We start from the raw sequence: 26443 nt of genomic DNA on the forward strand, positions 1-26443 counted from the left end.
CCTGATCATCCGAAGGTGAAGGAGAAGGCCTGGACGCCGGAGCTGACGGTCGCGGTGAGCGAGCCGCCCTGGATCGTCGGCGTGGCAAGGAGCTGGTAGGAGTTCGGGGTGCCGTCGACCTCGATGGTCGTGGTCTTGCCGTTGTGCTCGACGGTGACGGTTCCCTTGCCGGACAACACCATGCGGACTTCCTTGGCCCGGTAGTTGAGCTTGATCCTCCCGGCGTCACCGGTCGGGGTGATCGACTGCGTGTCGAGCTTCCAGGCACCCGAGAGGGCGAACGAGTCCGTGCCCTGGTTCTCGGGGAACTGGAAGGAACTCTCGCCGCTGGTGTAGGTCTCGGTGCCGGCGAAGTTCACGCGCTTGGTGGAGCCGAGGTAGGTCTCGCGGGTGATGTCGGCGACGATCGGGGTGTCGTCCTGCAGTTCGGTGGCCTGGGGCAGCTGGAGGCCGGGCTTGGCGTCGGTGAGCAGCTGCCGGATCAGTTTCTCGGTGACCTGGTAGTCGCCTTCGCCGAACTTGATGTGCCGCACGGTGCCCTGGGCGTCGATGAGGTAGTGCGCGGGCCAGTAGCGGTTGCGGTAGTTGGTCCACGTGCCCAGGTTGTTGTCCAGCGCCACCGGGTAGGTGATACCGAAGTTCCTCGCGGCCGCCTCGACGTTGGCGGGTTCCTTCTCGAACGCGTACTCGGGGGAGTGCACACCGATGACCTGGAGCCCGGCGTCGCGGTAAGCCTTGTCCCACGCGACGACGTGCGGGATCGAGCGCTGGCAGTTGATGCACGAGTAGGCCCAGAAGTCGACCATCACGACCTTGCCGCGCAACGCTTTCAGCTCCAGCGGCTGCGAGTTGACCCACTGCTGGATGCCGGTGAGATCCGGTGCGGTGCCGCAGGACTCCAGGTCGGGGGCGCCGTCGGAGCACTTGTCGAGGTCCTTGTTCTGGTCGTTGACCAGACCGCCGAGGTTCAGCGCCCGCTTGACCTGTTCGGAGTTGTTCACCTTGTCCTGCAACGAAGCCGTGTAGTCCGGGATCGCGCGCTGCAGCAGCTGCGGCAGGTTGAACACCAGTCCGATCGCGAGTGCGATCATCACGACGCCCGCGGTGATGCGGATTCCCCGCTGGCGCTTGCGGAAGGCCTGCACCCGTTCGGCGACGCGACGACCGGCGAGGGCGAAGATGAGCAGGGGGATCGCGGCGCCGACGGCGAAGGTGAGCGTGAGGACGACGGTCTCCGTGCCGATCCGGCCGGTCGAGCCGGCCACGGTGATGGCGGCCAGCACGGGCCCGGCGCAGGGCACGTAGACCGCTCCGAGCGCGAGACCGAGGGTGAACCCGCCGCGGCTCGCGTCGGGGTTGCGCTGGGGGATCCAGGTGAACGGCTTCTCCAGCAGCTGCTCGAAGCGCGGCACGATCAGGCCGATGCCGATCAGCACGAGTACGACGATTCCCGCGTAGCGCAGAACGTCCTGCGGCAGGTTCAGGACGGTCAGCAGGAGCGAACCGAACAGGGTGACGAGGCTGAAACTGACGACGAGTCCGGCGATGACGAGGTAGGGCCTGGCGCGCGAAGCCGGTTTGGTCGCGAGTGCCACGCCACCGGTCGAGGACTCCGTCGTGCGGGAGCTCTGCGTGCCGCCGGAGAAGAAGATGACGGGCAGGACGGGCAGGATGCACGGCGAGATACCGGTGACCAGGCCGCCGATCAAACCGATCAGTGCGAGGGTCAACATGTGAGGGCCTACTCGAATTGGCGGAAATGCGTTGTGCCAGTGATTCGGGGCCGGACACGTCGCGGATTGCCCGTGCGGCGGAAGCGTTGTCGGCAGATCACCGATCCGACCGCGCGGAGGATCTTCCCGAACTGGTGCGTCGGCGGTGTCTGTCGCACCTCGCGGACCGCGTGCAGCACCTGTTGCCGGAGGTCTGCCGCGACGACGTGGTCCACCGCGTCGCCGAGCCGGGTCGCGGTCTCGCTGAATTCGGCCACCTCGTCCGCGCAGCTCCGGCAGTTGCCCAGGTGTCTCTCGAACTCGGCTCGTTCGGCGTCCGGCAGCGCGCCGAGTGCGTGGGCACCGGTCAGCAGGTGCGGGTTGTTCGCACGCCGCGTTCCCGGGTTCACCTCCTTGCTTCGGCACCGTCCGGTGAGCGGATTGCCCCGGCGTTGGGTCTGAAGTGGACTTCGCGACGCGGGGCAGGTCGTGCGTGCGGATCCGCCAGACGCGGTTCAGCCGGCTCGGGACGGCGCCGCACCTTGTTCCTGTGCGTCCGGTGGAGTTGGCGTCGGACGCACAGGGACAGCTCAATGGACATGGCCACGGTCCCCGTGTGGGACCGGGTGACCTGGTCGGCACAGGGGCGCTCGCTCTCGGCGCGGACCTCGGCGGCAACGCCACCGCGGTCGGAGCAAGCGCGAACGTCGTCGTGCTCGGCCTCGCCGCGCGCAACGGCACCCCGATCAGCTTCTGGAAGTTCACCCGTTACGGCGCGATCGTGGCCGGCCCGTCCGTCCTGCTCGCCGCGCCCTACCTGTAGTTGGGGTACTTCCTGCTCGCCTGAGTGTTGCTGCGACCGAACAGCGGCGGAGCCCGGCGGCTGAACCCGACTACGATGGGTGGCGGTGTGCCTGGCACAGTCAGCCAGGGGGCGTCTCGGCCGCTCCAGTCCCCGGCGGTGCTCACCTGCACCAGTTCCGGTCAGGAGTGCTGGCTCCCGTGAATGACGAGCGGCTGACGAGAGTGCTGGAACGCCTCGCCGATGACGCGGCGGCGTGCGGCAGCGCGGTGTCGAGTGAGACGGCGTGTGAGGCGTGCGTTCACCTGACCGGGGTGACCGGCGTGCAACTGACGCTGATGAACGGTGTCGGGCACGGGGAGTCGCGGTACTCGACCAACGAGATCGGTGATCGGCTCGAGGATCTGCGGTTCGTGCTCGGCGAAGGTCCCTGCGAGGACGCGGTCCGGTACGGGGTGCCGGTGGCGGTCCCGGATCTGGACGCCAAGGCGAACCACCGGCGGTGGCCGCTGTTCGTGCTCGCGGCCGGTGCGGCCGGGGCGCGGGCGCTGTTCGTGTTCCCGTTGCGCAGTGGCGCGGTCCGGCTGGGCGCGCTCGTGCTGAACAGGACGAGTCCCGGTCCGCTGGCGGCCGAACAGGTGTCCGATGCGCTGGTCATGACCGAGGTGGTGATGTCGCTGGTCCTGGACGAGCTGGCCGGCGTCCGTCTCGACGCCGATTCGCCGGTGCCGGGCGGGATCCCGTTCCGTCATGCGGAGGTGTACCAGGCGACCGGAATGCTGTCCGTCCAGATGGGTGTGTCCGTGGACGAGGCACTGGTGCGGCTGCGCGCGGACGCGTTCGCTCAGGACCAGCCGGTCGTCGAGGTCGCCCGCGATGTCGTCGCCCGGCGTGTGCGGCTGGACCTGGACGGCAGGACCCGGCCCTGATGACCGCGTACGTCGTCGGTGAGTGAGGAGCGAAGGTAGTCCCATGTCCACGGAGAATCTGGCGGAGACGTTCGTCGAGCTGGCCGACACGCTCGTGGCGGACTTCGACCCGTTCGAGTTCATGCATCTGCTGGCCGACCGCAGCGTCAGCACCCTGGCCGTGGATGCCGCCGGCATCCTGCTCGTCGATCACCACGACGAGCTGCAGGTCGTCGCCGCGTCCAGCGACCGCGCCAGGGTGCTGGAACTGTTCGAGCTCCAGCACCTGCAGGGCCCGTGCATGGAGTGCTACCGCACCAGCGCACCGGTGACGGTCGCCAGCCTCGCTGACGAGCCCCAGCGCTGGCCGGAGTTCTCGTCGGTGGCGAGGGACGCCGGGTTCTCGGCGGTGCACGCCCTGCCGATGCGGTTGCGCGCCCAGACCGTCGGCGCGCTGAACCTGTTCACCGCGACCGAGGGCGCGCTCAGCGAGTCGACTTTCCGGATCGCCCAGGCCATGGCCGACGTCGCCACCATCGGTCTTCTGCAGGCTCAGATCATCAGCGACCAGGAGCTGCTCACCGGGCAGTTGCAGCACGCGCTGCAGAGCAGGGTGCTCGTGGAACAGGCGAAGGGCGTGCTCGCGGAGCGGCTGCGGATCGACATGGGCCGCGCGTTCGAGACGCTGCGGCGCTATGCCAGAAGCCACAACGAGCATCTGAGCACGGTGGCGGAGGACATCATCGCGGGGGCCATCGACATGACGACGCTGGCGGAAGTCGACGCCGCGAATCCGCCTGACACCCGATCGGAACGATGATGATCCCGAGAGAGCTGTCCGAGACGGAGTCGATGAAGCTCCTCGCCAGTACGCCGCTCGGCCGTCTGGTGTTCTCGGAGCACGCGCTGCCCGCGATCCGGATCGTCGGCCACGTCGTCGACGACGGCGACGTGATCATCCGCACGCGGCCGACCACGACGGCACTGGCTCCGAGCGGCACCGTCGTCACCTACGAGGCGGACGTGATCGACCCGCACACGTTCCTGGGGTGGAGCGTGGTCGTCACAGGCCTCGCGGAGTGGGTCACCGACGCACTTGACGTCGCGCGCTACGAGGAGATGTTGCCGCGATGGGGTGCCGCGGTCGCCGATCAGGTGATCCGGATCCGTCCGCACTGGATCACCGGGTGCGAGTTCGCCGGCGGCTGAACGCTCCGGACGGTGTCAGCGGAGACTGCGGACGGTGTCGGACAGGTCGGCGGTGCCGTCCATGATCGCCTGGGCGGTGTCGATCGGGTGCACGTCGTGCAGGCGGGAGTGCGTGGCCACGACGTTCTGCGCCGCGCTGATGGAGATGCCGTGGCGTTCCGCCAGCACTCCTTTGGCCTGTTCGGCAACGGCTTGGACGATCAGCGCGGACTCGAGGCGTTCCGCTCGTGAGTCGCGTTGACGCATCATCCCGTCGCAGGTGAGGGCCACGACCGCGAAGCTGGCCACGGTCTCCGCAAGGTGAACGTCGTTGGCTGACGGCTCGTGCGTGGTGGTGCGGAACAGCGCCAGCGCACCGAGCGGCGTGCCGACCACACCCAGCGGCACCGTGTGGATGGCCTGGAAACCCGCGGTCCGCGCCTGCGCGGTGAACAACGGCCAGCGGCTCGTCGCCGCCAGGTCGCCCACGGTCACCGGTTGTCCGTCTCCACAGGTGTCGCGGCACGGTCCGTCCGCCAACTGGCACAGTTCCCAGGCCACGTCCGCGTCGAGGCCGGTCGTGGCCGCGGCAGCCATCTCGATCATCACGTCCTGGTCGACGAGCACGATCGCCGCCGCGTCGATGCCCAGCAGTTCCACGCAATGCCGGGCCAGGTCGTGCAGGTAGCCGGGGAGGTCGAGGCCGGTGCGAGACGTGATCGGCGGGTCGATCGTCGCCGTTCGAGCCGACGCGAGTCGCGCGCCGGCGTGGTGGACCGTGCTGATGGCGTCGTCGAGCCTGTTGATGACGGCGCGCACCCGGTCCTCTGTTCGTTGCCTGTGTTCACCGGGCAAGCCCAGCAACGCGAGCACGGTGTGCAGGTCGAGGCCGGAGGCGTACAGCTCGTGCACCACGTGGTTGAGGATCTCGTCGATCCCGCGCTCGGAAAGCGCTTCAGGCCGGCGGAGTACTGGGTGGGGCGGCGGGACGGGCGGTTGTGAGCGCATGACGACAGGTCCCCTTGGCCTCGGCTGCGAGTTGGCGCGGGTGAGGCCGCCGGGGTCCGGGGCAGCGTCCGGGCACCGCGCTCCGCGGATGATGGACGATCACGATGTTGCCCCGCTGACGGCCCGTGGACAACCAGCCGACCGGGCGACGCTCGCAGTCACTCCGCTGGGGTGAGGCCGGACGCCGAGTCGGCGATCGCGCGTACGTCGGCCGAGCCGTCGACCACGTCGGCGGCGACGTCGGCCAGCCGCTGGGATGCCTGGCGGGCGTAGCGGCGCAGCAGGACGAACGCCTGGTCGACCGTGACCTGCAGCCGTTCGGCCAGGACGCCCTTGGCCTGCTCGATCAGGATGCGGCTGTTGAGCGTGGCCTGGAGCTGTTCGATGACGACCTCGTCGTGCCGGATGGTGCGCTGGTGCAGGATGCCGATCGTGGCGATGTTGGCGAGGGCCTGACCGAGCCCGATCACGTCGGCGTTCAACGAGCCCGGCCGGGCACCGAACAGGTTGAGCGCGCCGATCACGGTCTCGCGCAGCCGCATCGGCACCGCGTGCACCGCGGCGAACCCGGCCTCGGCGGCGGCGGGTGCGAACAGCGGCCACCGCTCGGCGGCCGCGGCGATGTCCGCGCACGTCACCACCTCGCCGGTGTGGTAGCACTCCAGGCACGGGCCCTCGTCGTTCTGCAACTGGAACAACTCGAGCACTCTCGCCTGTTCGGTGGAGGCCGCCACCATGTTCAGCGTGCCGCGGTGGTCCACCAGCAACACACCGGCCGCGGTCACTCCCAGCAGGTCGACACTATGGCCGCACAGCACGTCCAGGAAATCGATGATGTCGAAGTCCGCCACGAGCGCGTCCGCCAGCGCGACGAAGACGTCGCGAGCCTTCTGGTCCGATATCGTCACCGGTCTTCCTCCCTCCCCGAACCAGGGTTGCGGCCGTCGGCCGGGTTGCCGTTCATGTCGGGCGAGAACCGCAGCCTGCGCTCGACCACGTCGCGGGCTACCTCGGCCAGCCGCCGTTCCCGAGCGTAGGCATGTGCCCGCAGTCGTACCAACGCTTCCTCCACCCCGACGCCGAGTTGCACGGAGATCATGCCCGCCGCCTGGTGCACCTCTGCCCGCCGCTCGTCGAAACCCCGTCCGGTCAGGTCCGGTCGTTCCGCGGCCATCCCGTCGCTGACCCCGATGACGAGCAGCATCGCGGCATCCGCGTACACGAGCAGGTCCGCGATCGCGTCCTCGCTCGCCACGTCCGGCACCGCCCGGTAGACGGTCAGCACCCCGACCTGGATCGCACCTGCCTGCAGCGGCGCGGAGAGCACCGACCGAACACCGCGGTGCAGAGCCGCAGGGGCGAACATCGGCCACCGGCGACCGCTGTCGATGCTGGACAGATCCCGGGCCAGCACCAGAGCCCGCGCGTCCGCCGCATCGGCGGCAGGTCCTTCGCCGAGCGTGAACTGCAACTCCTCGAGCTCGTCCACGCCTGGCCCGACCGCGCACACCGGCTCGCGCATCCCCTTGCCCCGGGCCAAGGACACACCGGCGCCCTGCGCATCAAGGGCCTGGGCACACGCCGCACAGGCGTGACGCACCGACACGGTCGTGTGTTCACCGTCGGCATGCTCTCTGATGGATGCCCACGCCCATGCCACCCGATCGTGATCCACAGACGTCCTCGTCACCGTCAGAAAACGACCTGTCCAGGCCGTACCTGGACACTAGTTGCCCGCCACTGGATCGCACTATCCCACGGCCACCGGGCCGCAGCCGTGCGGCGGGTCCGACGATTTCGGGCTTGGATGTCGAGAACCGGGTGACGGCTCCGACTGATGGCGTGCACCCGCACCTGGGTGCCGGTGAAGGGAGCGACGGTGAAGTACATGATCATGATGTTCGGCGGGCTCGGTGCCACGCTGGAGAACCGGACACCCGACTGGATCACGGGTATGCAGGAGCTCATGATGAAGCTCGACCAGGAACTGCGGGACTCCGGCGAGCTCGTGGCCAGCAGCAAGCTCATCGACCCGAGCCAGGCGAAGACCGTGCGTTTCCAGAACGGTGTGGCCGTCCCGACGGACGGCCCGTTCGCGGAGATCAAGGAGTCGCTGGCCGGTTACTGGATCATCGACGTGACCGAGGAACGTGCGCTCGAGGTCGCGGCGCGGGTGGTCGAGTACACCGAGTACCCGATGGAGGTCCGGCAGGTCATGCACCTGTGAGCGCGCTCGGTTTCGAGGACCTGCTGCGTGAGCTCGCACCGCAGGTCCTCGCCGCGCTCGTGCACCGGTACGGCCAGTTCGACGCGTGCGAGCACGCCGTGCAGGAAGCCTTGGCCGATGCCGTGCGGCAGTGGCCGGTCGACGGAGTGCCGAACCAACCGCGGGCCTGGCTGGTGACCGCGGCGAGCCGGTCGCTCGTGGACGCGTGGCGCAGCGACAGCGCCCGGCGGCGCCGCGAAGTGACAGCCGGGGCGCTACTCGAACCGGTGGAGGTGGCTGACCAGGACGACACCCTGGTCCTGCTGTTCCTGTGCTGTCACCCTGCTCTGTCGCCGCCGTCGCAGCTCGCGTTGACGTTGCGCGCGGTGGGCGGGCTGACCACGGCCGAGATCGCGGCGGCGTTCCTGGTGCCGGAGGCCACGATGGCCCAGCGCATCAGCCGGGCCAAGCAACGACTTCGCGGCGCGCGGTTCGCGTTGCCGTCCGAAACCGAGCGGCCGCAACGCTTGAGTGTCGTGCTGCACGTGCTCTATCTGATGTTCACCGAGGGCCACACCGCGAGCAGCGGAACGGAACTGGGCCGCGCCGACCTGACCGCGGAGGCGATCCGGCTGACCCGCGTGCTGCTGCGGCTGCTGCCCGCCGAGTGCGAGGTCACCGGACTGCTGGCGTTGATGCTGCTCACCGACGCACGCCGGGCGGCGCGCACGGACCGCGCCGGAGCGATCGTGCCGCTCGCCGAGCAACGCCGCGACCTCTGGGACACCGCGATGATCACCGAAGGCGTGGCACTGCTGGAACGCACGCTCGGCACCGGCCCGATCGGCCCCTATCAGCTGCAGGCCGCCATCGCCGCGGTGCACGACGAGGCCGTCACGGCCCAGGACACCGACTGGCCGCAGATCCTCGCGCTCTACGACGTGCTCGCCCAGGTCGCGCCAGGTCCGGTGGTCACGCTCAGCCGTGCGGTCGCGGTGGCGGAGGTGCACGGGCCACGTGCAGGCCTCGCCGCGCTCGGGACGCTCGACGACGAAGCCAGGCTGGCGCACAACCACCGGCTGGAAGCTGTCCGGGCACACCTGCTCGAACGTGCGGGAGACCTCGCCGCGGCCACGGAGTCTTACTCACGCGCTGCGAAGATGACCGCCAGCCTGCCCGAACAGCACTATCTGAACTTGCGTGCCGCCAGGTTGCGAAGCTGACGCACACCCGACCGCAGGTAGCTCAGGCCTTCCAGTCGCACCACGCCCGGATCACGGCTTCCAGCTCCGCTCGTCGAGCGGTTGCGCCTCGTTGAGCCACTGGTCGACCTCGCTGATTCCCAGGTCCTGCCGCAACGCCTGGCTGTCGTCGCGCACCTGCCAGACCGTCACCAGCCCGTCACTCACCTCGGCGAGCCAGATGACGCCGAGCGCGAGTTCCTCGTCGTCGGCGAGGTTGAGGTGTGATCCGGTCGTGGCACCGAAGACCGCGACCCGGTTCCCATCGGGGACGAAGAGGCGCGGATGGATGACGTACTCGGGGAAAGCGGTGAAGTACCCGCGCCACGCCTCGACGTTCGCGTCCCGACCCACGACCGGTGGCACGTCCATCACGAGGAGACGGTGGTCCGGGTGCATCAGCTCGGCGAGCCCCGCGAGGTCCGTGTGGTTGATGCGGTCTACGAAGCTGAGCGTGGTCGCCAAAGCCGGCAACGGGTTTCGCGCCATGGGCGGGATGGTCGCACGGCGCGGCAGGCCGCGCACCGCCGCGATGACGCTCGCCGTGGCGTAGCCTTGCCCTCAGGTGTGCCGGGAAGCCTGGTCGGCGTGGGTTCGACGCCGACTCGCGGGAGTTGCCATGGCACCTGTCATCGCTTTGCGAAGCCTCTCCAAGCACTACGGCGACCTCGCCGCGGTCGATGATCTCTCGCTGGACGTCGCGGCGGGCGAGATCTACGCGCTGCTCGGTCTCAACGGAGCCGGCAAGACGACCACGATCCGGATGTTGCTCGGCATGGTGCGGCCCAGCTCAGGCTCCGTCGAGCTGTTGGGCGAGCCCGTGCGGCCGGGACCGTGGGCGCGGGTCGGCTACCTCGTCGAGGGGCCGGCCGCGTACCCGGAGCTCACGGTCGTCGAGAACCTGACCGTCGCGGCACGGCTGCGCGGCTTGTGGGGCCGTCGGCAGGTCGACGAAGTGGTGGAACGGTTGAATCTGACCGCCTACGCCACCCGTCGGGCGGGGACGTTGTCGTTGGGCAACGCCCAACGGCTGGGGTTGGCCAAAGCCTTGCTGCACAAGCCTGAACTGCTGATCCTCGACGAGCCGGCGAACGGCCTCGACCCCGCGGGCGTGGCCGAGATCCGGGAACTGGTGCGCGAACTGAGCCGCGAGCACGGTGTGACCGTGGTGCTGTCGAGCCACATCCTCACCGAGGTCGCCCGGCTGGCCACCCGCATCGGCGTCCTGCACCGCGGCAGGCTCGTGCGTGAGCTCGACGCGGGAGAGCTCGCGGCACAGACCCGTCGCCGGCTCAGTGTGACGGCGCGGGATCTGGTGGCTGCCGAACACGCGTTGCACGCGGTGGGCTTCAGTCCAATCAGGACAGACCTGGGTGCTCTCGACCTGATGGACGATCGCGCGATCGCGGAGCCCGAACGGGTCGCCGTCGCGCTGGTCGCCGCGGGTTGTCCGCCGGTTCGGCTGGTGGTCGAGCAGGACGACCTGGAGACGTTCTTCCTGCGGGTGGTGGAGTCGTGATCAACGCACTGGCCACCGAACTGCTCAAGGCGCGCCGCTCCCGCGTGCCGTGGGTGACTGCGCTGGCGTTCACGGTCGCCGCAGGGGTGGGCGGGCTGTTCATGTTCATCCTGCAGGACCAGGGTCGCGCCCGGTCGCTAGGCCTGATCGGCACCAAGGCCTCGCTGGTGGGGAGAGACGCGGACTGGCCGACGTATCTGGCTTTTCTGGCGCAGACGACCGCGGTCGGCGGCATGCTCGTCTTCGGTCTGGTGTCCGTGTGGTTGTTCGGGCGCGAGTTCGGCCAGAACACCGTGAAGGACCTGCTGGCGTTGCCGACCTCGCGCACCGCGATCGTGCTGGCGAAGTTCGTCGTAGCGGCGTTGTGGTGTCTGGTGCTCACCGTGCAACTCGTCGTGCTCGGGCTGGTGATCGGCACAGTGCTCCGGCTGCCGGGGTGGTCTGCCGATCTCGCGGCGTCCGGGGTGGCGACCGTTGGCGCGACGGCGGCGATGACGGTTCTGCTCACCACGCCGATCGCGTTCGCGGCCAGCGTCGGCCGAGGGTATCTGTCCGGTGTCGGGGTGATGATGGCTGCGATCTTCTTCGCCCAGGTCATCGCCGCGCTGGGCTACGGGCGCTACTTCCCGTGGTCGGTGCCGGCCTTGTTCAGCGGACTGGCGGGTCCGGACAGCGACCCGCCCGGCCTGCTCGGGCTGCTGCTGGTGTTGCTGGTCGGTGTTGCGGGCGTGGTGGCGACCGCACTGTGGTGGCGCAACGCCGATCAGGACCGCTGAGCCCAGCGTCCACTGTGGACTTCCTCCAGCTCCCGCACCGCCGTGGCGACACCGTTCTCAGCACGTATCCGCTCGCCGAGATCGTCGGCTCGTTGCCCGAGCGTCAGAGCGCGCGAGATGGCTGAGGCCAGTGCGCTGGTGGTGAGTTTCCGGTGGGGGACGGGCTCTGGCGCGACGCCCAGAGCGTGCATGCGTCGTGCCCAGTGGGGCTGGTCCGCGACGAACGGGCACACGACCTGAGGCCTGCCCGCGGCGAGCGCGGCTGCCGTCGTTCCTCCTCCACCGTGGTGCACCACCGCTGATACCCGACTGAACAGCCAGTCGTGGGGTGCCTGGTCGATCACCAGGAGATCGTCGGACGACTGCGCGGCCAGTCCTCCCCACCCTGTTGCGATGATCGCGCGCACCCCGGCGGCCCGCACCGCTTCGGCGACGATGTCACCGGTGCGTTGTGCGTCGCGTCCCGCCATACTGCCGAACCCGATGTAGACGGGAGCTGGTCCGGCGTCGAGGAACGCCGAGAGCGTCGCGTCCGGCGTCCAGTTCGTCGTGGGCCGCAGGTACCAGAATCCGGTGGTGCGCACGGAATCCGGCCAGGCCGGGTCGACCGGTGTGACCAGAGGGCTGAACGCCTGCAGCACGAGGGTCGGTTGCGGCCCGCTGCCACGAGGAAGGCCGAGGTCGTTGGTGCGCGAGGCGTTGACGACACCGGAGTAGGCGCGCAGCGTCGCCGAGACCGTGAGGTAGGTAGCGCGGTTGAGGAATCGAGGCACCTTCGGCAGCGGCACCATCGGGCACGGGAACTCCGACGTCGGCACCCAACCTGGTTGCAGCGCAACGAGAACGGACGGCACCCCGAGCATCTCCGCCGCGTGCTGCGCGGGCACGCTCGGCGTGTGCACGACGATGTCCGCTGCGGACGAGCGTGCGACTTCCGCGAGATCGCGCAGCACGTTGGCCATCAGCGGCTTGATGCGCCTGATGGTCGACAACGCGGTGATCTTGCCCTGGACTCCTCGGTACCCGCCCTCGATCGCTTCCTTGAGCACCGGGTCGTCGAGGAGCCGGTTCGGTCCGTCGTCCAACGGCGCGAACTCGACGTCGTGCGCCCGGATGCTGTCGGCGAACGACCGCGGCGCGGCGAGCAGTGCTTCGTGGCCTGCACTGTTGAGCGCGATCGCCAGCGCCAGCAACGGTTGCACGTCCCCGCGCGTGCCGTGGGCGACCAGCAACACCTTCACGACCGGCTCCTCCCGTCGATCTCGGTGAACGCGGTCAACCACCGGTCGTCGGCGAACAGGCCGCGGGTCAACATCTCCAGGCCTGCCCGAGCGCCGCGCACGGCGGTCGCGGTTTCGGCCGGGTCGCCGCCCAGCAGGCGACCGACGTGGTCGCCGAGCACCAGCGGGGCCAGCAACCACGACACGTACGTCACCGCCCGCCCTTGTGCGTCGGCGGTGGGGTGCACCCAACCTTCGCTCTCCCCATCCGCGAGCCAGGCTTCGGTTCGTTCGACGATCTCGTTGAACAACGCTGAGGCCGCATCGGTGTTGTCCAGCAGCGCGCGAGCCAGGTAGCGCCGCACTGGCGTAGCAGCGTTGAGCACCTCGCCCAGGGCTTCGGTCGACGTCTCGCCGCCGGACCGGATCGCGTCCAGGACGTACTCGTCGCAGGCCTGGCGCAGGCCGTCCTTGGAGCCGAAGTGGTGCACGACCAGCGCGGGGGAGACCCCGGCGTCCGCGGCCACCGTGCGCACGGAGGTGCCGGCGACGCCGTCGGTCCCGAACCGGGCCAGTGCGGCGTCACGGATGCGAGCACGAGCGGTGAGGTCAGATGCTGAACGCATGTACAGAGTATTGAACAGTTGTTCAGTCCGCGTCCAGCTCTTACTTCACTCAGATCTGAGAGTCGGCGTGCCAGGGGCGCAGTCGTGGTACCCAGCCGGGCACGGCCGCCCGATAGGTGTCGTACTGGTCGCCGAACTGGCGGTGCAGAGCCGGTTCCTCGTGCCAGTGCACCATCGCGGCGAACGCGGCGCTGACCACGGCGGCGTAGGCGAGCAGGATCAGCTGGCCCAGCACCAGCGCCTGTCCGATGATCAACGACAACACGGCGAGGTACATCGGGTTGCGCACGAACCGGTAGAACCCGCCCACCACAAGGCGATCCGGCGGCGCCACCGGTGCGGGCGTGCCGAAACCCTCCGCCACGAACCGGGCGAACGACGAGATCAGCACCGCGAGGGCGGCGACGAGCAGAAGAACACCGACGACCCTCAGCGGCAACCAGAACGGCAGCGCCTCCCAACGGGTCAGCAGCCAGGGGATGAGCCCCGCGACGCCGCCGGGAGCCAGCACGAAGAACGCGGCGGATCCGAGTGCTGCCTTCCGCTTCTCCATGGCGCACACCCTTACTCATTCTGGCCCACTGTGGGTAGCTCCCACAGTCATCTCGGCCGCGTTGTTCACCTGGTCGGGCTACTGAGCGGGACGCGAAGGGTGGGCGGGGCTTGAGCGGGTCGGCCAGCCGATCACGGGTTAGTCTTTCCCACGGTGTGCCGGGAAGCCTGGTCGGCGAGTGTCCTCGTCGTCCGCAAGATCAGGAGAGTCCCATGGCCTCGCTCACGGTTCAGTGGCGGCCGATCGCCCGCACCACCAACGCGACCAGCACGAACGCCCCGATAAGCACCAGGACCATGGCCAGACCGGACATGGCCGGATGGTAGCGCCGACCACTACACCGGTCATTTCCACTTTGTTCGAAGGAGCTTGTTGTGCGTGCCCGTGACCTCGCTGAGGACTACCCGCTGGTCACCCTGACCGACGACGCGCTGACCGCCGCCCAGCTCATCGCCGAGCAACGCCGGCCGGGCGTCGTGGTCGTCGACGCCGGCGGCAAACCGGTGACCGTGCTGCCCGGCTCGCAGGTGCTGCGCTTCCTCATCCCCGGCTACGTGCAGGAGGACCCGTCGCTCGCCCGCGTCTTCGACGAGCGCGGCGGCGCCGAGGCGTGCGTGAACAAACTCGCCGGACGCACGGTCAAGGAACTCCTGCCACCCAAGGAAAAACGCTACGAGATACCCATGGTGTCCGGTGACGCCACCGTGATCGAGTGCGCAGCCATGATGGCCCGGCTGCACACCCCGCTGCTGCTCGTCAGCGACAACGACACCATCCACGGCGTCGTCACGACCTCACACCTGCTCGAGGTGCTCCTCGCGACCGCCGGACCGAAAACGTGACGATCGCCCAAATCCTCTCGGTCGGAGTCTTCGTCGGCGCCTACGTCCTGATCGCCACCGAACGCGTGCACCGCGTCGCGGCCGCACTCGGTGGCGCGGCCCTGATGCTCGCGCTGCGGCTCACCGACGGTGAGACGGCCTTCCACTCCCTGGACGCGGGCGTGGACTGGAACGTCGTGTTCCTCCTGCTCGGCATGATGATCATCGTTGGGGTGATCAAGCAGACCGGCCTGTTCGAGTACCTCGCCATCGCGGCGGCCAAGCGCGCCAAGGGAAAGCCGTACGCCGTACTGGCGATGTTCGTCATCATCACCGGTACCGCGTCGGCCGCGCTGGACAACGTGACGACCGTGCTGCTGATCGCGCCGGTGACGTTCCTGGTGTGCGACCGGCTCGGCCTCAACCCGATCCCGTTCCTGATCGCCGAGGTGCTCGCGTCCAACATCGGCGGTACCGCCACCCTCATCGGCGACCCGCCGAACATCATCATCGCCAGCCGCGCAGGGTTGTCCTTCAACGACTTCCTGCTCCACCTGGCACCGTTCATCATCGTGCTGATGATCGCCTTCGTGCTCGTGTGCCGCTGGCTGTTCCGCGACTCCTTCCGCTACAACGAGGACCGCGTCGCCGAGGTCATGGCGCTGTCCGAACGCGAGGCCATCCGCAACCGCACCCTGCTCGTGCAGAGCCTGATCGTCCTGGGGCTCGTCCTCGTCGGCTTCGTGCTGCACAGCGCCCTGCACATCGAGCCGTCCGTCGTGGCACTGCTCGGCGCCGGCTTGCTCGTGCTGATCTCCAAAGTCACCACCGAGGACGCCATCGCCGACGTCGAGTGGGAGACCCTGGTCTTCTTCATGGGTCTCTTCGTCATGGTCGGCGCGCTCGTGAAGACCGGCGTGATCGACGAGGTGTCCCACGCACTCGCCAACGCCGTCGGCGGAGACCCGCTTCTCGCGGTGATGGCGCTGCTATTCATCTCGGCGCTGTTGTCGGCCATTGTGGACAACATCCCCTACGTGGCGACGATGGCCCCGATCGTAGGCGAACTCGTTGCCGCACAGGGAGAGTCGCCGCAATCGCAGTCGATGTGGTGGGCTCTCGCCCTCGGCGCGGACCTCGGCGGCAACGCCACCGCGGTCGGTGCGAGCGCCAACGTCGTCGTGCTCGGCCTCGCCGCGCGCAACGGCACCCCGATCAGCTTCTGGAAGTTCACCCGCTACGGCTCGATCGTGGCCGGCCTGTCCATCCTGCTCGCAGCGCCCTACCTGTGGCTGAGGTACTTCCTGCTCGCCTGAGCAGCGGCAGGGCCGGGGTGTCAGCGATGTGCAACCGCGCGTTGACACCCTCGCCCGCATGTCCGGTGACCGATTCGCCGGAAATGCCGATTGAAGGGAACTCAGATGAAGCACCATCTGCGTCGAGCCGCACGGACCGCCGCCGTGCTCGGCACGGCGACCGCCCTCGCTCTGCTCCCCGTCGCCGCCGCGGAAGCCGCCGCGAAGATCGAAGTTGGACCGCACAACGCCCTGGGCACAGGCCTCGCCGGCGACTTCTGGTGGGGAAGCACCGGCCAGTACACGATGAATTGGGACATCGACGTCATCGACACCAGCGCGAACGGGTTCTGCGCTCAGGCGAAGATCATCGCCGACCTGCCCGCCTTCCCGGACCGCCAGTACTCCAGCCCGCGCGTGTGCGGTCACCAGCAGGGCACTGTCTGGCGCGTCGGGCAGAACGAGTCCTCCACCATCCGGGGCGTGAAGGTCCAGGTCTGCCGCGTGCACTCCGACGGCAGCGACCAGCACTGCGAAACGAAGCAGTACATCTCCAAGTGACGACGGCGTAGGGACGAGCGCGGCCACTCGAGTCGTTGGCCGCGTTTGTCCTGATCACGACGAAACGTTTCGCGTCCTGCATGCGACCAGTAGGCCGAAGCAGTGCTGGCGGCGAGGTGCACCACGATGGCGGGCAACGGTTGCCGGTGGGTGAGCACTGGGTTAGAGCGGGTCTGCGAGTCCTTCCCGAGACGCGTGCGCTTGCCGGCGACTGGGGATGAGCGACCGCTAAGGGATGTCGTGCCGCACCTGGCGCTGGTGTGAGCACACGGCCAGTACCTGCCGGCGTTCGCCCGCTGATCGCTGTCGCCTGGCTGTGGAGGTATGTGACGTGTTGTTCGTCGGTGATGACTGGGCTGAAGGTCATCACGACATCGAGATCATGGACACGCATGGCAAGAAGCTGTGCGGTACGCGATTGCCCGAAGGTGTGGAGGGCGTCCGGCAGCTGCACGCGTTGATCGCCGACCACATCGATGGCGAGCCGGACCAGGTGTCGATCGGGATCGAGACCGATCGCGGACCGTGGGTGACGGCTCTGGTTGCGGCGGGCTGATGTGGGCCTCGCCGTCGCGCACGACCGCCCGGAACTGGGAGTGGCCGAGGGTGTGCCGGCCGAGCTTGCATCGGGCTGGCAAGAGGGCCACCCGAAAGCCGGTCGCGTCGAACCTGTATGTGAGCTTGCCGTCCATTTGGGACGGTTCGAGAAGCTGCCGATCCATGACGCGAGAACCTATCACCGACTTCGCACATATGTTCGGTTAGACGCGTGCGGCGGTTGTCCTCAACCCGGCAGGGTGGCGGGAACCGATCTCGTTGGACTTGCGGCCGCGAACGCTTTCCACAGCAGGTTCAGTGGATGGTCGGTGGCGTAGCGGTCGCGCTCGCCCTTGCGGGCGAATATGCCGGTCACGATTTCGAGTGCGGGGTCGAAGTCGTCGGCGAGGTTGATCTTGCGCAGGCCGCAGCCGGGCAATCGTCCTTCGAGGACGGCGTCGGCGACTCGTTCGGTCGTGAGCATGCAGCCGTGAACGAGCTCCGCGTTGAGCAGGTTGAGGCCGTAGTTGAGGGAGTCAATGTCGGCGATGATGTTGAGGGTGCCGCGGTAGTCGGGGCCGTACCAGCGGCCGAGGAACTGGGCGAGCAGGCCGGCGGTCGGTGCGAGCAGCGGCAGGGTGGGCAGCTTGGCGGCGGTCACCGGGGTGTCGGGCAGTTCGCGGGTGGTGAGGTTGGTGAGCAGGGCGACGCGTTCGCGGTGCCATTCCAGGAAGTCGTAGTCGAGTTCGGGCGGGCGTCCGGGGTGGGCGGCGAAGCTGCCGCAGACCATGTCGACCTTCTTGGCGTCGAGTTTGCGCCACAGGTCGCGGGTGCGGACGTGCTCGATGTTGAGCTGGATGCCGCGGCGCTCAAAGTCCTCCCGCAGCGAGGGCCAGACGGCGCCCAGGAACTCGACGGTGAACTCGGTGGTGCCGAAGGTGACAGTGGAGCCGAGCCGCCGCCGGCTGCGGTGCAGGCTGTCGGTCCACGAGTCCAGGGTCTGCATCGCGAGTGCGACGACCTCTTCGCCGGACGGGGTGAAGAGAAAGTCCTTGCCCCGGCCCTGTTTCAGGACGAGTGCCTCGCCGACGAGGCGGGTCGCTGTCCGGTTGAGGTTATCGAGCTGCTTCTGCACGCTGGACTGTTCACGGCCCAGGATGCGGGCTGCGCGTTGTGCGGTGCCGGCGGTGTGCACGACAGCGAGGGTGCGGAGCTGGTCGAGGCTGACGTCGAGCATCTCCGGCGGGCAGCCCAGCAGGGTCCCCAGCAGTTTCTCCGCGTCGACCTCGTCCACATTGTCCGACACCGTCGCCTCCTTCGGTCTGTTGCCGCGTGCACTCTGACGTGCTTGTTGTCCGTGTGAACAGTTGGGTTGTCGCTGATCGCAGTTGTACTCGTACTGTCCAAAAGATGTCCACTTGGACATCTAAAGTCGCGCTACTGTACTTCCGAACATCTAGTCGGAGTGCTTGATCCGGCACTCGATCATCGGCGGCATCGGCGAACCGACTGTCGCGGACGGGGGAGGTTCACGATGACCAGTGCTCGCAGCATCGCCGATGAGGCGTTCGCCACCTCCTGCTATTTCCGGACCACAGTGGACAGTCCGTACCGCAAGGCTCTCGTGCAGATCAACGAGGACTGCAACCTCCGCTGCGCCCACTGCTTCGTGTCGGCGACCCGTGTAGGCAAGCAGATGCCCCTCGCCGAGATGGTCGGCAAGGTGATCCCGCAGCTCAGCGCGGCGCGGGTACGGAGGGTCACCCTCACCGGCGGGGAACCCACGATTCACCCCGACTTCATGGCCATAGTGCGTGAGTTCCGCACCGCTGACATGGAGGTGGGGGTGTGCACGAACGCCACGATGTTGAGCGACCAGCAGATCGCCGAACTCGCCGGCCTCGGAGTGCACTGCAACGTGTCGCTCGACGGGTTCGCCGCGGACTCGCACGGCAAGTTTCGCGGCGACCGAGCCAGCTTCGACGTCACCGTCGCCACGGTGCGGAAGCTCGGCGCCGCCGGAATCCTGCAGGGCTTGCTGTGCACGCCGAACTCTTTGGCGCAGAACGAGGAGTACGTCGAGCTGTGCGCGTTCGCCCGGACCCATGGAGCGCGATATGTGTTGCTCAACCCGTTGGGCAGCATGGGGCGTGGCGTCAAGTCGCAAGGACGGCTCGCGAAGACCACCCTGCACATGCAGGAGATCCACGCCTTGACCGAGCCGTTCGACGGCCCGGACCTCGACATCGCCCACATCCGCTTCCCCAACACCGCGGGCAAGCCATTGTCAGGCTGTGAAGCGGGAACGATCATCTACGTGTTCACGCCGGGCGAGGTCACAGTGTGCCCGTACCTGGTGTTCGCCGCGAGAACTCCGGCGTCCGAGCATGCCGACACAGAGTTCATCGTCGGGAACATCTTCACCGACACGGACATCGCCCAGCGCCTGGACGACTACCGGTTCCACGACCGCTACAAGGTTGGTGTCAACAGCACCTGCGGGTCGTGCTCGATGAACTCAGGCTGCGGAAAGGGTTGCCCGGCCGCCGTGGTCGCTGCAGGCGGCCGGATCGGCGATGTCGACGCCGAGCAGTGCCCGGTCGCGACCGGTGATCAGGTTGTGGGAGAACGTCGGCTGTTGCCGCTGATGCCGGTATGACCGCGCTCTTCGACGAGCCCCGACGTTTGCCGGGGACTCTGATCACGCTGGACGGCCCTGGTGGCGTCGGCAAATCCACCGCGGCGAACCTGGTCGCCGGGACGTTGACCGCGGCGGGTGTTCCGGTACTCGCCACAGCACAACCGTCCCGGGCGCCGCTGGGCGAGCTGGCTCGGCACGGCACGGATACCTATCGAGGAATGGCGCTGGCGTGCCTGTGCGCGGCCGACCGGCACCATCAGCTCGATGCTGAGATCAAACCCGCACTGCGCGAGGGCCAGGTCGTCATCTGCGACCGCTACGTCGCCTCCTCGCTCGTCCTGCAAGGGCTCGACGGCTTGTCCGCCGAGACGGTCTGGCAGCTCAACCACGGCGTCTACCGGCCGGACCTCTCTGTCATCCTCAACGGCGATCCCGCCGTGATCGACCATCGGCTGCGGACGCGCGGCGGACACAGCCGCTTCGAACGCGCCGAGGACAACAGCGACATGGAATCCGGGCTCTACATCCACGCCGTCGTGGACTTGCAGGCCAAGGGATGGCTGGTCGAGACGCTGGACTGCACCACCGACGACGCGGCCACGATCGCTGCCAGGATCGTGTCGCTGATCCACCGAGTACTCGAGGAGAAGATCGCGGTATGTCGCTGAGCCTGCTCACCCTCAACGTCGGCGCCCCGTCGATCGACCGCGCCCAACGCCAGCTGCGATGGCTTGCTGCCCGCCCGGAAGGCGTCCTGGTCCTGACCGAGACCAAAGCCACCGCGGGAAGCGAGTTCCTGGCCAAGACCTTCGCGGCCGCCGGGTACTCGGTCACCTTCCCCGCACACGCACCTGGCGAGCTCGGCGTGATGATCGTCAGCAAGCTCGCCACCACGCTGGACCCGCTCGGTGCCGCCCTCGACTACTTGCCCGCACGTGCAACCGGCGTCGTCGTCGAGACTGAGGAGGGTCCACTGCGTGTCGTGGGCGCGTACGTGCCGTCCCGCGACGCCACCCTGGAGAAGACGGAGCGGAAGAAGACCTGGATCGAGCGGTTCCACAAAGCGCTCGACAACACCAACTCGAACGCTCCGCTGCTTCTGCTCGGCGACCTCAACGTGCTCGAACCCAACCACCAGCCACCTCATCGTGGCCAGTTCGCCCGGTTCGAGTACGCCTTCTACACCGACCTGACCGAACGACACGGCCTCGCCGACCTGTTCCGGCGCCTGCATCTCGACCAGGTCGAACACAGCTGGGCACGCCGGGCGGACCTCGGCTACCGCTACGACCACGCCCACGGTTCGCAAGCAGTCGCCGAGAAGCTCGTGACATGCGAATACATCCACGAGACCAGGGAAAACGCCCCCGACGGATCCCGCCTCACAGATCATTCGGGACTCGCCGTCACGCTGGCGCTGACCGCTAAGCAGACGCTGCTAACGTCTGACCCCGCCACGGCGGTCGACGCGCTCAACGAGCCGGAGCCAACTCTGTTCTGAACTCCGGTACCACCCGCGCAGGCTGCCACCCAGTCAGCCGACCGCGAGGAACGCCCGCCGGATGTCCACCACCGCCACCACCCCGCGCATCGGCGCACGGGTGCTGCTTCTCGACGCCGATGACCGAGTGCTGCTCGTTCACGCCTGCGATCCGCACGACCGCGGCCATCACTGGTGGGAGCTGCCCGGCGGTGGCCTCGACGAGGGCGAGAAGCCAGAAGACGCAGCCCTGCGCGAGGTGGCGGAAGAGACCGGAATCATCATTCCGTCCCTCGGACGCAAGCTGTGGATCCGCGAGTCCCGCTTTCACTACAAGGGACGCGACCACCACCGTGAGGACCACGTGTTCCTCGGCCGCATCACCGATACCGCGCCGACGGTCGCGCTCAAGCCCACGGAGAACGAGAAGGCCGGGCTGATCGAACGACGATGGTGGTCAGCAGCCGAACTGCGTCAGTGCACAGACAAGCTGCTCCCTGCCCGGCTCCCGGCACTACTTGACGACCTCCTGGCAGGCACCTTCAGTGCTACGCCCTTGAGCTTGAACGATTGATCGCGCTCCGACGCATCTGGCTCCGTTCGAATCCGTTGCCGTGCAACGGATCCTGGAGTTGCATCGCGGTTCGGCACAGCCACAGTGATGTCTCCTCCCGTGGCAGCAGAACCGCTTCGAGAGATTCGAGTGCGTGCTCGTAGGGCTGCCGCTCATGTTCCGGCTCCAGCCAGCTGTCGCCGTGAAGGGTCCGGACGTGCACAACGTCGTCGAAGCGCCTTTCGACGAACCGCATCACGGTGAACGACCTCCCCATGCCGAAGTACGGGCCAGCCGCGCCGTCCACGATCTCGATCACAAGATTGGGCAGCGAGGCCTGAAGCTCATCGAGATGCAGGAGCTGATCTGCCACGACCCGTGCTCCGCCCACGCTGTTGGTCAGCGCGGATTCGGACACGATCAGCCGAACACGGAGCAGGCCGGCACTTCCGTGCTGCCCGGCGTCTCGCGGCTCCATGGCCAATCGGCCGAGAACCTCTTCGCGAAGTTCGGAGTCGAGTTCGTGGGCAGTCGCACCCGCTTGCAGCATTGCGGCATGGTGGGCGGCGGTGCGGACGAGTTCGGGGATGGCGTCGGCCGCCACGATCACCAGCTCGGACGCCTCGGTCGCGACGTCCCAGTAGGTCCAGGTGAGCCGTGGCCACGTGCCGCGAGTGACGTAGTCCCACGTCTGCGGATCTCCGAGTCGGTGCGACGCTTGAACGCAGAGTTCGACTTCGTCGTCCGGTACGCCGCAAGCACTGGCGATCTTCACGACATCCATCGGAGAACACCGGATCACCGCACTGCTCAGCTGAGACAGCTTCGCCGTGGAGAAACCGACGATCTCCTTCAGGTCCTCCAGAGTCCAGTTCCGCCTCTTGCGCCAGCCGAGGACTCTCCGGCTGAGCGCGCGAACCTCCAGGCTCGCCTTCCCGTCAACCAGCTTGGCGGCCATCGGTCTCGGTCAGCGTGGCTGTAGCGCGGTCGACGACTGCAGCGACGTAGAGGCCCGTCTTGAGCTGGCTGTCACGTCGCTGCATCTGCACGACGACGTCGAACAGGAGAAGAGTCACGGCGGTATGGAGGATGGCCACGACGAGAGTGGGCAGGTCCTGCGCCGTGAATGCAGTGAAACCTCCGCACGTCAACGTCGCGGCGAGCAGGACGCGACCCGCAGGCCTTGAGATCAGGGCGCGTCCGAAGGGAAAAATCTTGTCGACGTGCCGCTGGATCTCCCTTCGTACGCAGAGGTCCTGGTTCTTGCCGGCCTCGATCGCTTCGCGCTGTCGTTGCGCGACAACGTCCACAGCAGCGTGCTGGATCGTGCAGGCGTCGATCTTGTCCATCAGTTCGTCCACTTTCAACACTCGTGAGGCATCGGGAGGTCTTCATCAGGCGGCGCTGATGTCGACCTGCTGGTCCAGCTCGACGGCGAGCAGTGCCAACGTGGTGACGAGCTCTCTGAACTGCGCGGCCTTGTCCGCGCACGGCGAGGCTTGGCCGTCCAGTTCGTTGTCACCTTCAACGGCCGGAGATCTCTTCGACTTCTCCGGCCTCGGCCATGGCAGGAGGTGTTCGTGCTCTCGCCACACCGCGTCGCACTTCTTGCAGGTGGGCCAGCACCGCTCAGAGTCAGCCCACTTGTCGGTCGACGCGGTCACTTCGAGGTCGCAAAGGGTGTTGCCCACCTCGTTCGCGGCTAGCTCTTGAGATATCGCGTGGCGCGACCCCTCGTGGGGCTGCCACTTGTAAGGACGGGCCATGACCGATCACTTCCCGTGAACCTGTGCGCGTCGAGCGCTCGTGGTGTCGGCGGTGACCTACTGAAACCTGCTTGCGGATATCCGCGCCAGCCCGCGAACTTGCCTCAAATGTCCCCTGAACGTCCCCTGTAGAGCTTCTACCTGCGGTAACAAAGCTCTCGCCCAATTGGGTGATATTGGAGCGATCCCAATAGGTCTGCTGGTGGAGAAGCGTTCTCGGGCTACGCTGCTGGTTAGGCGAATCCGTGTTAGGGGAGACCGCGATGGCACCGCCGCGGAAGGCACTGACTGAACGCCGCAAGGCGGAGGGATTCTCGCGGGAATCGCTGGCGCTCGCGGTCGGAGTCGCCGAGAAGACGGTCGGCAAGTGGGAGCGCAACGAGGCGACTCCTGAGCCGCTGAACCAACCGCGTCTCGCCAAGGCGCTCCGGCTCACCACCCAGAAGCTGATCGACCTTCTCAACGCAGACGCAGAGCCTCAGGTGCAAGAGGGCCTCGATCGCGTCGAATGGGCGCTCGCGAACCCGTCTCAAGCCGACTTCGAAGCAGTTGCCCGGCTCCGCAACCACGTTGTCGAGCTGAGTGGGCGCTACGACCGCGAGCGGTCGACCGCTTTGCTCGCCGAGGCGGGCCAGCTGCTGGGGCAGGTTCGATTCCTTCGGCAGCATGCCCAGCGATACGGGGTGAAGCGAGATCTGCTTGCGGCGGAGGCTGAGGCAGCGACCCTCATGGGCCAGTTCGCCTGGGACGCCTCCCAACGCCGGGATCACCTCGAGGCGAGGAAGCACTTCGATCGTGCTGCGGAAGCCGCACGCGAGATCAACGACCCGGTGCTGGAGAGCATCGCGCTTCTCCGGACTTCGTACGTCGCGCTCTACGGCGAAGACGACGCGCGTGACGGTCTCCGGCTGACCGAACAAGCCGCCGTGGCCGCGCGTGGAAACAGCGAAGTCCTGGAAGGACTTGCGGTGCTGCACACCGCCGAGGCCCACGCGATGCTCGGCGAACGCCGATCCTGCGAACGGGCGTTGGATCTGGCTCAGGACCACTTCGGGCAGAAGACCGAGGACGACCCCGTGCCGGAGATGTTCTCTGAGACGCAGCACGACCGGTTGGCAGGTGCCTGCTATCTCCGGTTGGAGGACGCGACCAAGGCCCAGCCCACCTTGGAACGGGTCGCGGTCAAGGCACGATCCCGGTCGAAGTCCCGCAGCATCGTGCTGGCGAACCTCAGCCTGACCCACATCCTGCAGCGCGACCTCGAACAGGCGGCCGCGAGCTTGCACCTGGCAATCGACTCGGTCGAGGGGACGTGGGGCGGTGGCGGCCTCAAGGTCATTTTCGGTGCGGCGAGAGAGCTTCGTCCCTGGCGTGCGGAACCTGTGGTAGATCAGGTGTACGACCGCCTGCTGACCGTGATGGCGGCGACCTAGGAGGCTAGTTCGTGGGCGGTCCCGGCGAGGGCAAGAACGAAGTTCGTCACCGCGTCTGGGATCTGATGGCCGAACACGGAGCTGCTCCGCCGGACGTGCACGGGTCGATCCCCAACTTCGTGGGTGCCGAAGCGGCTGCGGGCAAGCTCGCCGAGCTCGCCATCTGGCAGTCCGCGCGCGTGGTCAAGGCTGTCCCGGACAAGCCGCAGATCCCGGTTCGGGTGCTGGGTCTGTCTCAGGGCAAGCTGATCTACCTCGCGGTGCCGAAGCTCGCAGGGGCGAAGCCGTTCTACGAGCTCGATCCGGCGCATCTGCCCGTTCCGCCGGCCGAGGCCGCCATGCCCAAGGTCGCGGCGACGTTCGCGAGGACCGTCGACACCGACGAGATGCCGCAGGTGGATCTCGTCGTGTGCGGCTCGGTCGCGGTCGACCGCCGGGGCACACGACTCGGCAAAGGCGCCGGCTACGCGGACATCGAGGTCGCCCTGCTTCAGGAGGCCGGACTCATCCACGAAGCGACGCCCATCGTCACGACCGTGCACGACCTCCAGGTGGTCGAGGACGAGCTGCCGGAGACAAGTCACGACTTCTCGGTCGACTTCATCATCACGCCGACTCAGGTCATCGAGTGCGGCCCCTCGCGGCGACCGGAAGGCATCCTGTGGTCGGAGATCGACCCGGCGAAGGTGGCTGCCATCCCAGCCCTTGCCTTGCGGGCGGCACAAAGACCCCCGATCGAGTGATCACGGCGTTCCTGCAGCTCAGGGCAGGTCGAGGGGACGCATCGGGGACCTTCTGGGGACGATAGAGGCGTTCCGCCGCGTGGCACCACGGGCTTGGCTATGGCGTCCCAGCCAGCGCAGAAAGCCGAGGTGGCTCCGTGAGCACGCAGGCGCCTGTCGAATCCGGCCGCATCATCGCGCCGTACATCACCACGTGGTCCGCTGAGCAAGATCTACCGTCGCGGCTGGTGGAACACCCCCTCGGTGGCATCGGCTACGCAGACGAGGGGTTGGGGGATCGCGATGCCCACGGAGTGCTGTGGAGCCGCATCGGTGTCCGTGTGGGGACAGGCCGTCCGGAGTTCGGGAAGGTGCATCCGCTGAGGCAGCGGCGCGCTATGCGCAAGCTGTTGTGCCAGGTGTGCGCCGGCCCGGCAGACCGCACGGACGAGGGTGTTCTCTGGTTGTTGCGCGACTACCGCGGCGACTGGCCGCGCTGGCCGGAAGGCATGGCGTCGACCGAGCCGCCTGTATGCGTGTCGTGCGTCGCGATCTCGCTGAAGCGCTGTCCGGCGCTTCACCGCGGCGCTGTTGCCGTCCGCGTTCGTGAGTGCCCGATCGCAGGTGTGCGCGGTGCGGTCTATCAGCGAGGCATGTTCGGGCCGACCGCCGTCATGGCAGCCAATGTCACCTACGACGCCCCGGAGATCCGCTGGACGGTCGCTTCGGCGTTGATCCGCGAGTTGAAGGGGTGCGCGCTGGTATCGCTTGAGGACCTCGTCGCCGAGGCCACTTCTGCTCTGTGAAGCCTCCGGAAGTCGACTAAAGAATTCACTCGACTGAATGATTTGAGAACCTCGCCATCAGCGTCTTGG

The 26443-nt window shown here is 67.6% G+C and carries 31 protein-coding genes and 1 pseudogene; 19 read left to right on the forward strand and 13 right to left on the reverse strand.

Features of this window, described 5'->3' with window-relative positions:
- Positions 1–5 precede the first annotated feature (5 nt).
- The gene (locus tag QSK35_RS20835) at positions 6–1733 is read right to left on the reverse strand and encodes a cytochrome c biogenesis protein DipZ (protein WP_285748654.1); all 1728 of its coding nucleotides are present in this window, start codon (positions 1731–1733) and stop codon (positions 6–8) included.
- Between the two features lie 8 nt (positions 1734–1741).
- On the reverse strand, positions 1742–2122 hold the full coding sequence (locus tag QSK35_RS20840; protein WP_285748655.1) for a zf-HC2 domain-containing protein: 381 nt from the start codon (positions 2120–2122) through the stop codon (positions 1742–1744).
- Between the two features lie 206 nt (positions 2123–2328).
- On the opposite strand from QSK35_RS20840, the gene QSK35_RS20845 reads away from it, so the two are divergent.
- The 4 genes from QSK35_RS20845 to QSK35_RS20860 all read left to right on the forward strand — a co-directional run bounded on the left by QSK35_RS20845 (position 2329) and on the right by QSK35_RS20860 (position 4631).
- Entirely contained in the window at positions 2329–2535 is a 207-nt protein-coding gene (locus QSK35_RS20845; RefSeq protein WP_285748946.1) for a hypothetical protein, read from the forward strand.
- A 179-nt stretch (positions 2536–2714) separates the two neighbouring features.
- Positions 2715–3443 carry a GAF and ANTAR domain-containing protein gene (locus tag QSK35_RS20850; protein WP_285748657.1) on the forward strand — a complete coding sequence of 243 codons (729 nt, stop codon included), beginning with the start codon at positions 2715–2717 and terminating at the stop codon, positions 3441–3443.
- A 43-nt stretch (positions 3444–3486) separates the two neighbouring features.
- The gene (locus tag QSK35_RS20855) at positions 3487–4242 is read left to right on the forward strand and encodes a GAF and ANTAR domain-containing protein (protein WP_285748659.1); all 756 of its coding nucleotides are present in this window, start codon (positions 3487–3489) and stop codon (positions 4240–4242) included.
- The gene (locus tag QSK35_RS20860) at positions 4239–4631 is read left to right on the forward strand and encodes a pyridoxamine 5'-phosphate oxidase family protein (RefSeq protein ID WP_285748661.1); all 393 of its coding nucleotides are present in this window, start codon (positions 4239–4241) and stop codon (positions 4629–4631) included. The genes QSK35_RS20855 and QSK35_RS20860 overlap by 4 nt, the downstream gene beginning before the upstream one ends.
- A gap of 15 nt (positions 4632–4646) precedes the next feature.
- Here the strand turns inward: QSK35_RS20860 and QSK35_RS20865 are convergent, their stop codons facing one another.
- The 3 genes from QSK35_RS20865 to QSK35_RS20875 form a co-directional block, all read right to left on the reverse strand.
- Positions 4647–5618, reverse strand: coding sequence for a GAF and ANTAR domain-containing protein (locus QSK35_RS20865; RefSeq protein ID WP_285748663.1), 972 nt, complete (start codon positions 5616–5618; stop codon positions 4647–4649).
- 158 nt (positions 5619–5776) lie between these two features.
- Positions 5777–6526, reverse strand: coding sequence for a GAF and ANTAR domain-containing protein (locus tag QSK35_RS20870; RefSeq protein ID WP_352244128.1), 750 nt, complete (start codon positions 6524–6526; stop codon positions 5777–5779).
- Positions 6523–7308: an ANTAR domain-containing protein gene (locus tag QSK35_RS20875; RefSeq protein WP_352244129.1), complete on the reverse strand. Its 786-nt coding sequence runs from the start codon at positions 7306–7308 to the stop codon at positions 6523–6525. The genes QSK35_RS20870 and QSK35_RS20875 overlap by 4 nt, the downstream gene beginning before the upstream one ends.
- Before the next feature lie 198 nt (positions 7309–7506).
- On the opposite strand from QSK35_RS20875, the gene QSK35_RS20880 reads away from it, so the two are divergent.
- On the forward strand, positions 7507–7845 hold the full coding sequence (locus QSK35_RS20880; protein ID WP_285748928.1) for a YciI family protein: 339 nt from the start codon (positions 7507–7509) through the stop codon (positions 7843–7845).
- Positions 7842–9047, forward strand: coding sequence for an RNA polymerase sigma factor (locus tag QSK35_RS20885; protein WP_285748667.1), 1206 nt, complete (start codon positions 7842–7844; stop codon positions 9045–9047). The genes QSK35_RS20880 and QSK35_RS20885 overlap by 4 nt, the downstream gene beginning before the upstream one ends.
- Before the next feature lie 51 nt (positions 9048–9098).
- Here the strand turns inward: QSK35_RS20885 and QSK35_RS20890 are convergent, their stop codons facing one another.
- Positions 9099–9554 carry a nuclear transport factor 2 family protein gene (locus tag QSK35_RS20890; RefSeq protein ID WP_285748670.1) on the reverse strand — a complete coding sequence of 152 codons (456 nt, stop codon included), beginning with the start codon at positions 9552–9554 and terminating at the stop codon, positions 9099–9101.
- A 130-nt stretch (positions 9555–9684) separates the two neighbouring features.
- On the opposite strand from QSK35_RS20890, the gene QSK35_RS20895 reads away from it, so the two are divergent.
- Both QSK35_RS20895 and QSK35_RS20900 read left to right on the forward strand, forming a co-directional pair.
- Positions 9685–10584, forward strand: a complete 900-nt coding sequence (locus QSK35_RS20895) for an ABC transporter ATP-binding protein (RefSeq protein ID WP_285748672.1) — start codon at positions 9685–9687, stop codon at positions 10582–10584.
- Positions 10581–11360: an ABC transporter permease gene (locus QSK35_RS20900; RefSeq protein ID WP_285748674.1), complete on the forward strand. Its 780-nt coding sequence runs from the start codon at positions 10581–10583 to the stop codon at positions 11358–11360. Before QSK35_RS20895 ends, QSK35_RS20900 begins: the two co-directional genes overlap by 4 nt.
- On the opposite strand, the gene QSK35_RS20905 is transcribed toward QSK35_RS20900, so the two are convergent.
- From QSK35_RS20905 to QSK35_RS20915, 3 genes are read right to left on the reverse strand one after another with little or no spacing between them, the layout of a single operon-like run.
- Positions 11348–12601, reverse strand: a complete 1254-nt coding sequence (locus tag QSK35_RS20905) for a glycosyltransferase (RefSeq protein WP_285748676.1) — start codon at positions 12599–12601, stop codon at positions 11348–11350. The genes QSK35_RS20900 and QSK35_RS20905 overlap by 13 nt on opposite strands.
- Positions 12598–13206 (reverse strand): TetR/AcrR family transcriptional regulator, encoded by a 609-nt coding sequence (locus QSK35_RS20910; protein WP_285748678.1) that lies wholly within the window; start codon positions 13204–13206, stop codon positions 12598–12600. Before QSK35_RS20910 ends, QSK35_RS20905 begins: the two co-directional genes overlap by 4 nt.
- Before the next feature lie 49 nt (positions 13207–13255).
- Entirely contained in the window at positions 13256–13759 is a 504-nt protein-coding gene (locus tag QSK35_RS20915; protein WP_285748680.1) for a methyltransferase family protein, read from the reverse strand.
- 374 nt (positions 13760–14133) lie between these two features.
- Between QSK35_RS20915 and QSK35_RS20920 the strand changes: the two genes are divergently transcribed.
- The 4 genes and pseudogenes from QSK35_RS20920 to QSK35_RS20935 form a co-directional block, all read left to right on the forward strand.
- The gene (locus tag QSK35_RS20920; RefSeq protein WP_285748683.1) at positions 14134–14601 is read left to right on the forward strand and encodes a CBS domain-containing protein; all 468 of its coding nucleotides are present in this window, start codon (positions 14134–14136) and stop codon (positions 14599–14601) included.
- 2 nt (positions 14602–14603) lie between these two features.
- Entirely contained in the window at positions 14604–15896 is a 1293-nt protein-coding gene (locus tag QSK35_RS20925; RefSeq protein WP_285748930.1) for an ArsB/NhaD family transporter, read from the forward strand.
- 105 nt (positions 15897–16001) lie between these two features.
- On the forward strand, positions 16002–16436 hold the full coding sequence (locus QSK35_RS20930) for a hypothetical protein (protein ID WP_285748685.1): 435 nt from the start codon (positions 16002–16004) through the stop codon (positions 16434–16436).
- A gap of 331 nt (positions 16437–16767) precedes the next feature.
- Positions 16768–16986 (forward strand): annotated as a pseudogene (locus QSK35_RS20935) (IS110 family transposase); the annotation flags it as partial.
- 234 nt (positions 16987–17220) lie between these two features.
- Here QSK35_RS20935 and QSK35_RS20940 read toward each other — a convergent pair.
- Positions 17221–18279: a LysR family transcriptional regulator gene (locus QSK35_RS20940; RefSeq protein ID WP_285748687.1), complete on the reverse strand. Its 1059-nt coding sequence runs from the start codon at positions 18277–18279 to the stop codon at positions 17221–17223.
- 228 nt (positions 18280–18507) lie between these two features.
- On the opposite strand from QSK35_RS20940, the gene QSK35_RS20945 reads away from it, so the two are divergent.
- From QSK35_RS20945 to QSK35_RS20960, 4 genes are all read left to right on the forward strand, one after another.
- A complete protein-coding gene (locus tag QSK35_RS20945; RefSeq protein ID WP_285748689.1) occupies positions 18508–19632 on the forward strand; it encodes a radical SAM protein in 1125 nt (374 codons plus the stop codon).
- Positions 19629–20282, forward strand: a complete 654-nt coding sequence (tmk, locus tag QSK35_RS20950; protein WP_285748691.1) for a dTMP kinase — start codon at positions 19629–19631, stop codon at positions 20280–20282. Before QSK35_RS20945 ends, tmk begins: the two co-directional genes overlap by 4 nt.
- Positions 20273–21115, forward strand: a complete 843-nt coding sequence (locus QSK35_RS20955) for an endonuclease/exonuclease/phosphatase family protein (protein ID WP_285748693.1) — start codon at positions 20273–20275, stop codon at positions 21113–21115. Before tmk ends, QSK35_RS20955 begins: the two co-directional genes overlap by 10 nt.
- 61 nt (positions 21116–21176) lie before the next feature.
- Positions 21177–21668 carry an NUDIX hydrolase gene (locus QSK35_RS20960; RefSeq protein ID WP_285748695.1) on the forward strand — a complete coding sequence of 164 codons (492 nt, stop codon included), beginning with the start codon at positions 21177–21179 and terminating at the stop codon, positions 21666–21668.
- Here QSK35_RS20960 and QSK35_RS20965 read toward each other — a convergent pair.
- Genes QSK35_RS20965 through QSK35_RS20975 form a run of 3 tightly spaced genes read right to left on the reverse strand, consistent with a single transcriptional unit; the run spans position 21643 to position 23413 of the window.
- Positions 21643–22605: a Scr1 family TA system antitoxin-like transcriptional regulator gene (locus tag QSK35_RS20965; RefSeq protein WP_285748697.1), complete on the reverse strand. Its 963-nt coding sequence runs from the start codon at positions 22603–22605 to the stop codon at positions 21643–21645. The two genes, QSK35_RS20960 and QSK35_RS20965, sit on opposite strands and share 26 nt — an antisense overlap.
- Positions 22586–22996 (reverse strand): hypothetical protein, encoded by a 411-nt coding sequence (locus QSK35_RS20970; protein ID WP_285748699.1) that lies wholly within the window; start codon positions 22994–22996, stop codon positions 22586–22588. The genes QSK35_RS20965 and QSK35_RS20970 overlap by 20 nt, the downstream gene beginning before the upstream one ends.
- 45 nt (positions 22997–23041) lie before the next feature.
- Positions 23042–23413 carry an HC3 family zinc finger protein gene (locus QSK35_RS20975; protein WP_285748701.1) on the reverse strand — a complete coding sequence of 124 codons (372 nt, stop codon included), beginning with the start codon at positions 23411–23413 and terminating at the stop codon, positions 23042–23044.
- A gap of 263 nt (positions 23414–23676) precedes the next feature.
- Between QSK35_RS20975 and QSK35_RS20980 the strand changes: the two genes are divergently transcribed.
- From QSK35_RS20980 to QSK35_RS20990, 3 genes are all read left to right on the forward strand, one after another.
- Positions 23677–24846: a helix-turn-helix transcriptional regulator gene (locus QSK35_RS20980; RefSeq protein WP_285748702.1), complete on the forward strand. Its 1170-nt coding sequence runs from the start codon at positions 23677–23679 to the stop codon at positions 24844–24846.
- Between the two features lie 11 nt (positions 24847–24857).
- Positions 24858–25589, forward strand: coding sequence for a 5-formyltetrahydrofolate cyclo-ligase (locus tag QSK35_RS20985; protein WP_285748705.1), 732 nt, complete (start codon positions 24858–24860; stop codon positions 25587–25589).
- Positions 25590–25726: 137 nt separating this feature from the next.
- Entirely contained in the window at positions 25727–26374 is a 648-nt protein-coding gene (locus QSK35_RS20990; protein WP_285748707.1) for a hypothetical protein, read from the forward strand.
- The last annotated feature ends 69 nt before the right edge of the window (positions 26375–26443 follow it).

Origin of the sequence: Lentzea sp. NBRC 105346 (assembly GCF_030269605.1) — a bacterium.
In the GTDB taxonomy this organism is placed as follows: Bacteria; Actinomycetota; Actinomycetes; order Mycobacteriales; family Pseudonocardiaceae; genus Lentzea.

Excerpts from the sequence above, each read along its gene's own strand:
- QSK35_RS20835 (WP_285748654.1), bottom strand. The coding sequence starts at position 1,733 with ATGTTGACCCTCGCACTGATCGGTTTGATCGGCGGCCTGGTCACCGGT.
- QSK35_RS20855 (WP_285748659.1), top strand. The coding sequence starts at position 3,487 with ATGTCCACGGAGAATCTGGCGGAGACGTTCGTCGAGCTGGCCGACACG.
- QSK35_RS20860 (WP_285748661.1), top strand. The coding sequence starts at position 4,239 with ATGATGATCCCGAGAGAGCTGTCCGAGACGGAGTCGATGAAGCTCCTC.
- QSK35_RS20865 (WP_285748663.1), bottom strand. The coding sequence starts at position 5,618 with ATGCGCTCACAACCGCCCGTCCCGCCGCCCCACCCAGTACTCCGCCGG.
- QSK35_RS20880 (WP_285748928.1), top strand. The coding sequence starts at position 7,507 with ATGATCATGATGTTCGGCGGGCTCGGTGCCACGCTGGAGAACCGGACA.
- QSK35_RS20890 (WP_285748670.1), bottom strand. The coding sequence starts at position 9,554 with ATGGCGCGAAACCCGTTGCCGGCTTTGGCGACCACGCTCAGCTTCGTA.
- QSK35_RS20895 (WP_285748672.1), top strand. The coding sequence starts at position 9,685 with ATGGCACCTGTCATCGCTTTGCGAAGCCTCTCCAAGCACTACGGCGAC.
- QSK35_RS20910 (WP_285748678.1), bottom strand. The coding sequence starts at position 13,206 with ATGCGTTCAGCATCTGACCTCACCGCTCGTGCTCGCATCCGTGACGCC.
- QSK35_RS20915 (WP_285748680.1), bottom strand. The coding sequence starts at position 13,759 with ATGGAGAAGCGGAAGGCAGCACTCGGATCCGCCGCGTTCTTCGTGCTG.
- QSK35_RS20930 (WP_285748685.1), top strand. The coding sequence starts at position 16,002 with ATGAAGCACCATCTGCGTCGAGCCGCACGGACCGCCGCCGTGCTCGGC.
- QSK35_RS20945 (WP_285748689.1), top strand. The coding sequence starts at position 18,508 with ATGACCAGTGCTCGCAGCATCGCCGATGAGGCGTTCGCCACCTCCTGC.
- tmk (WP_285748691.1), top strand. The coding sequence starts at position 19,629 with ATGACCGCGCTCTTCGACGAGCCCCGACGTTTGCCGGGGACTCTGATC.
- QSK35_RS20955 (WP_285748693.1), top strand. The coding sequence starts at position 20,273 with ATGTCGCTGAGCCTGCTCACCCTCAACGTCGGCGCCCCGTCGATCGAC.
- QSK35_RS20960 (WP_285748695.1), top strand. The coding sequence starts at position 21,177 with ATGTCCACCACCGCCACCACCCCGCGCATCGGCGCACGGGTGCTGCTT.
- QSK35_RS20965 (WP_285748697.1), bottom strand. The coding sequence starts at position 22,605 with ATGGCCGCCAAGCTGGTTGACGGGAAGGCGAGCCTGGAGGTTCGCGCG.
- QSK35_RS20970 (WP_285748699.1), bottom strand. The coding sequence starts at position 22,996 with ATGGACAAGATCGACGCCTGCACGATCCAGCACGCTGCTGTGGACGTT.
- QSK35_RS20975 (WP_285748701.1), bottom strand. The coding sequence starts at position 23,413 with ATGGCCCGTCCTTACAAGTGGCAGCCCCACGAGGGGTCGCGCCACGCG.
- QSK35_RS20980 (WP_285748702.1), top strand. The coding sequence starts at position 23,677 with ATGGCACCGCCGCGGAAGGCACTGACTGAACGCCGCAAGGCGGAGGGA.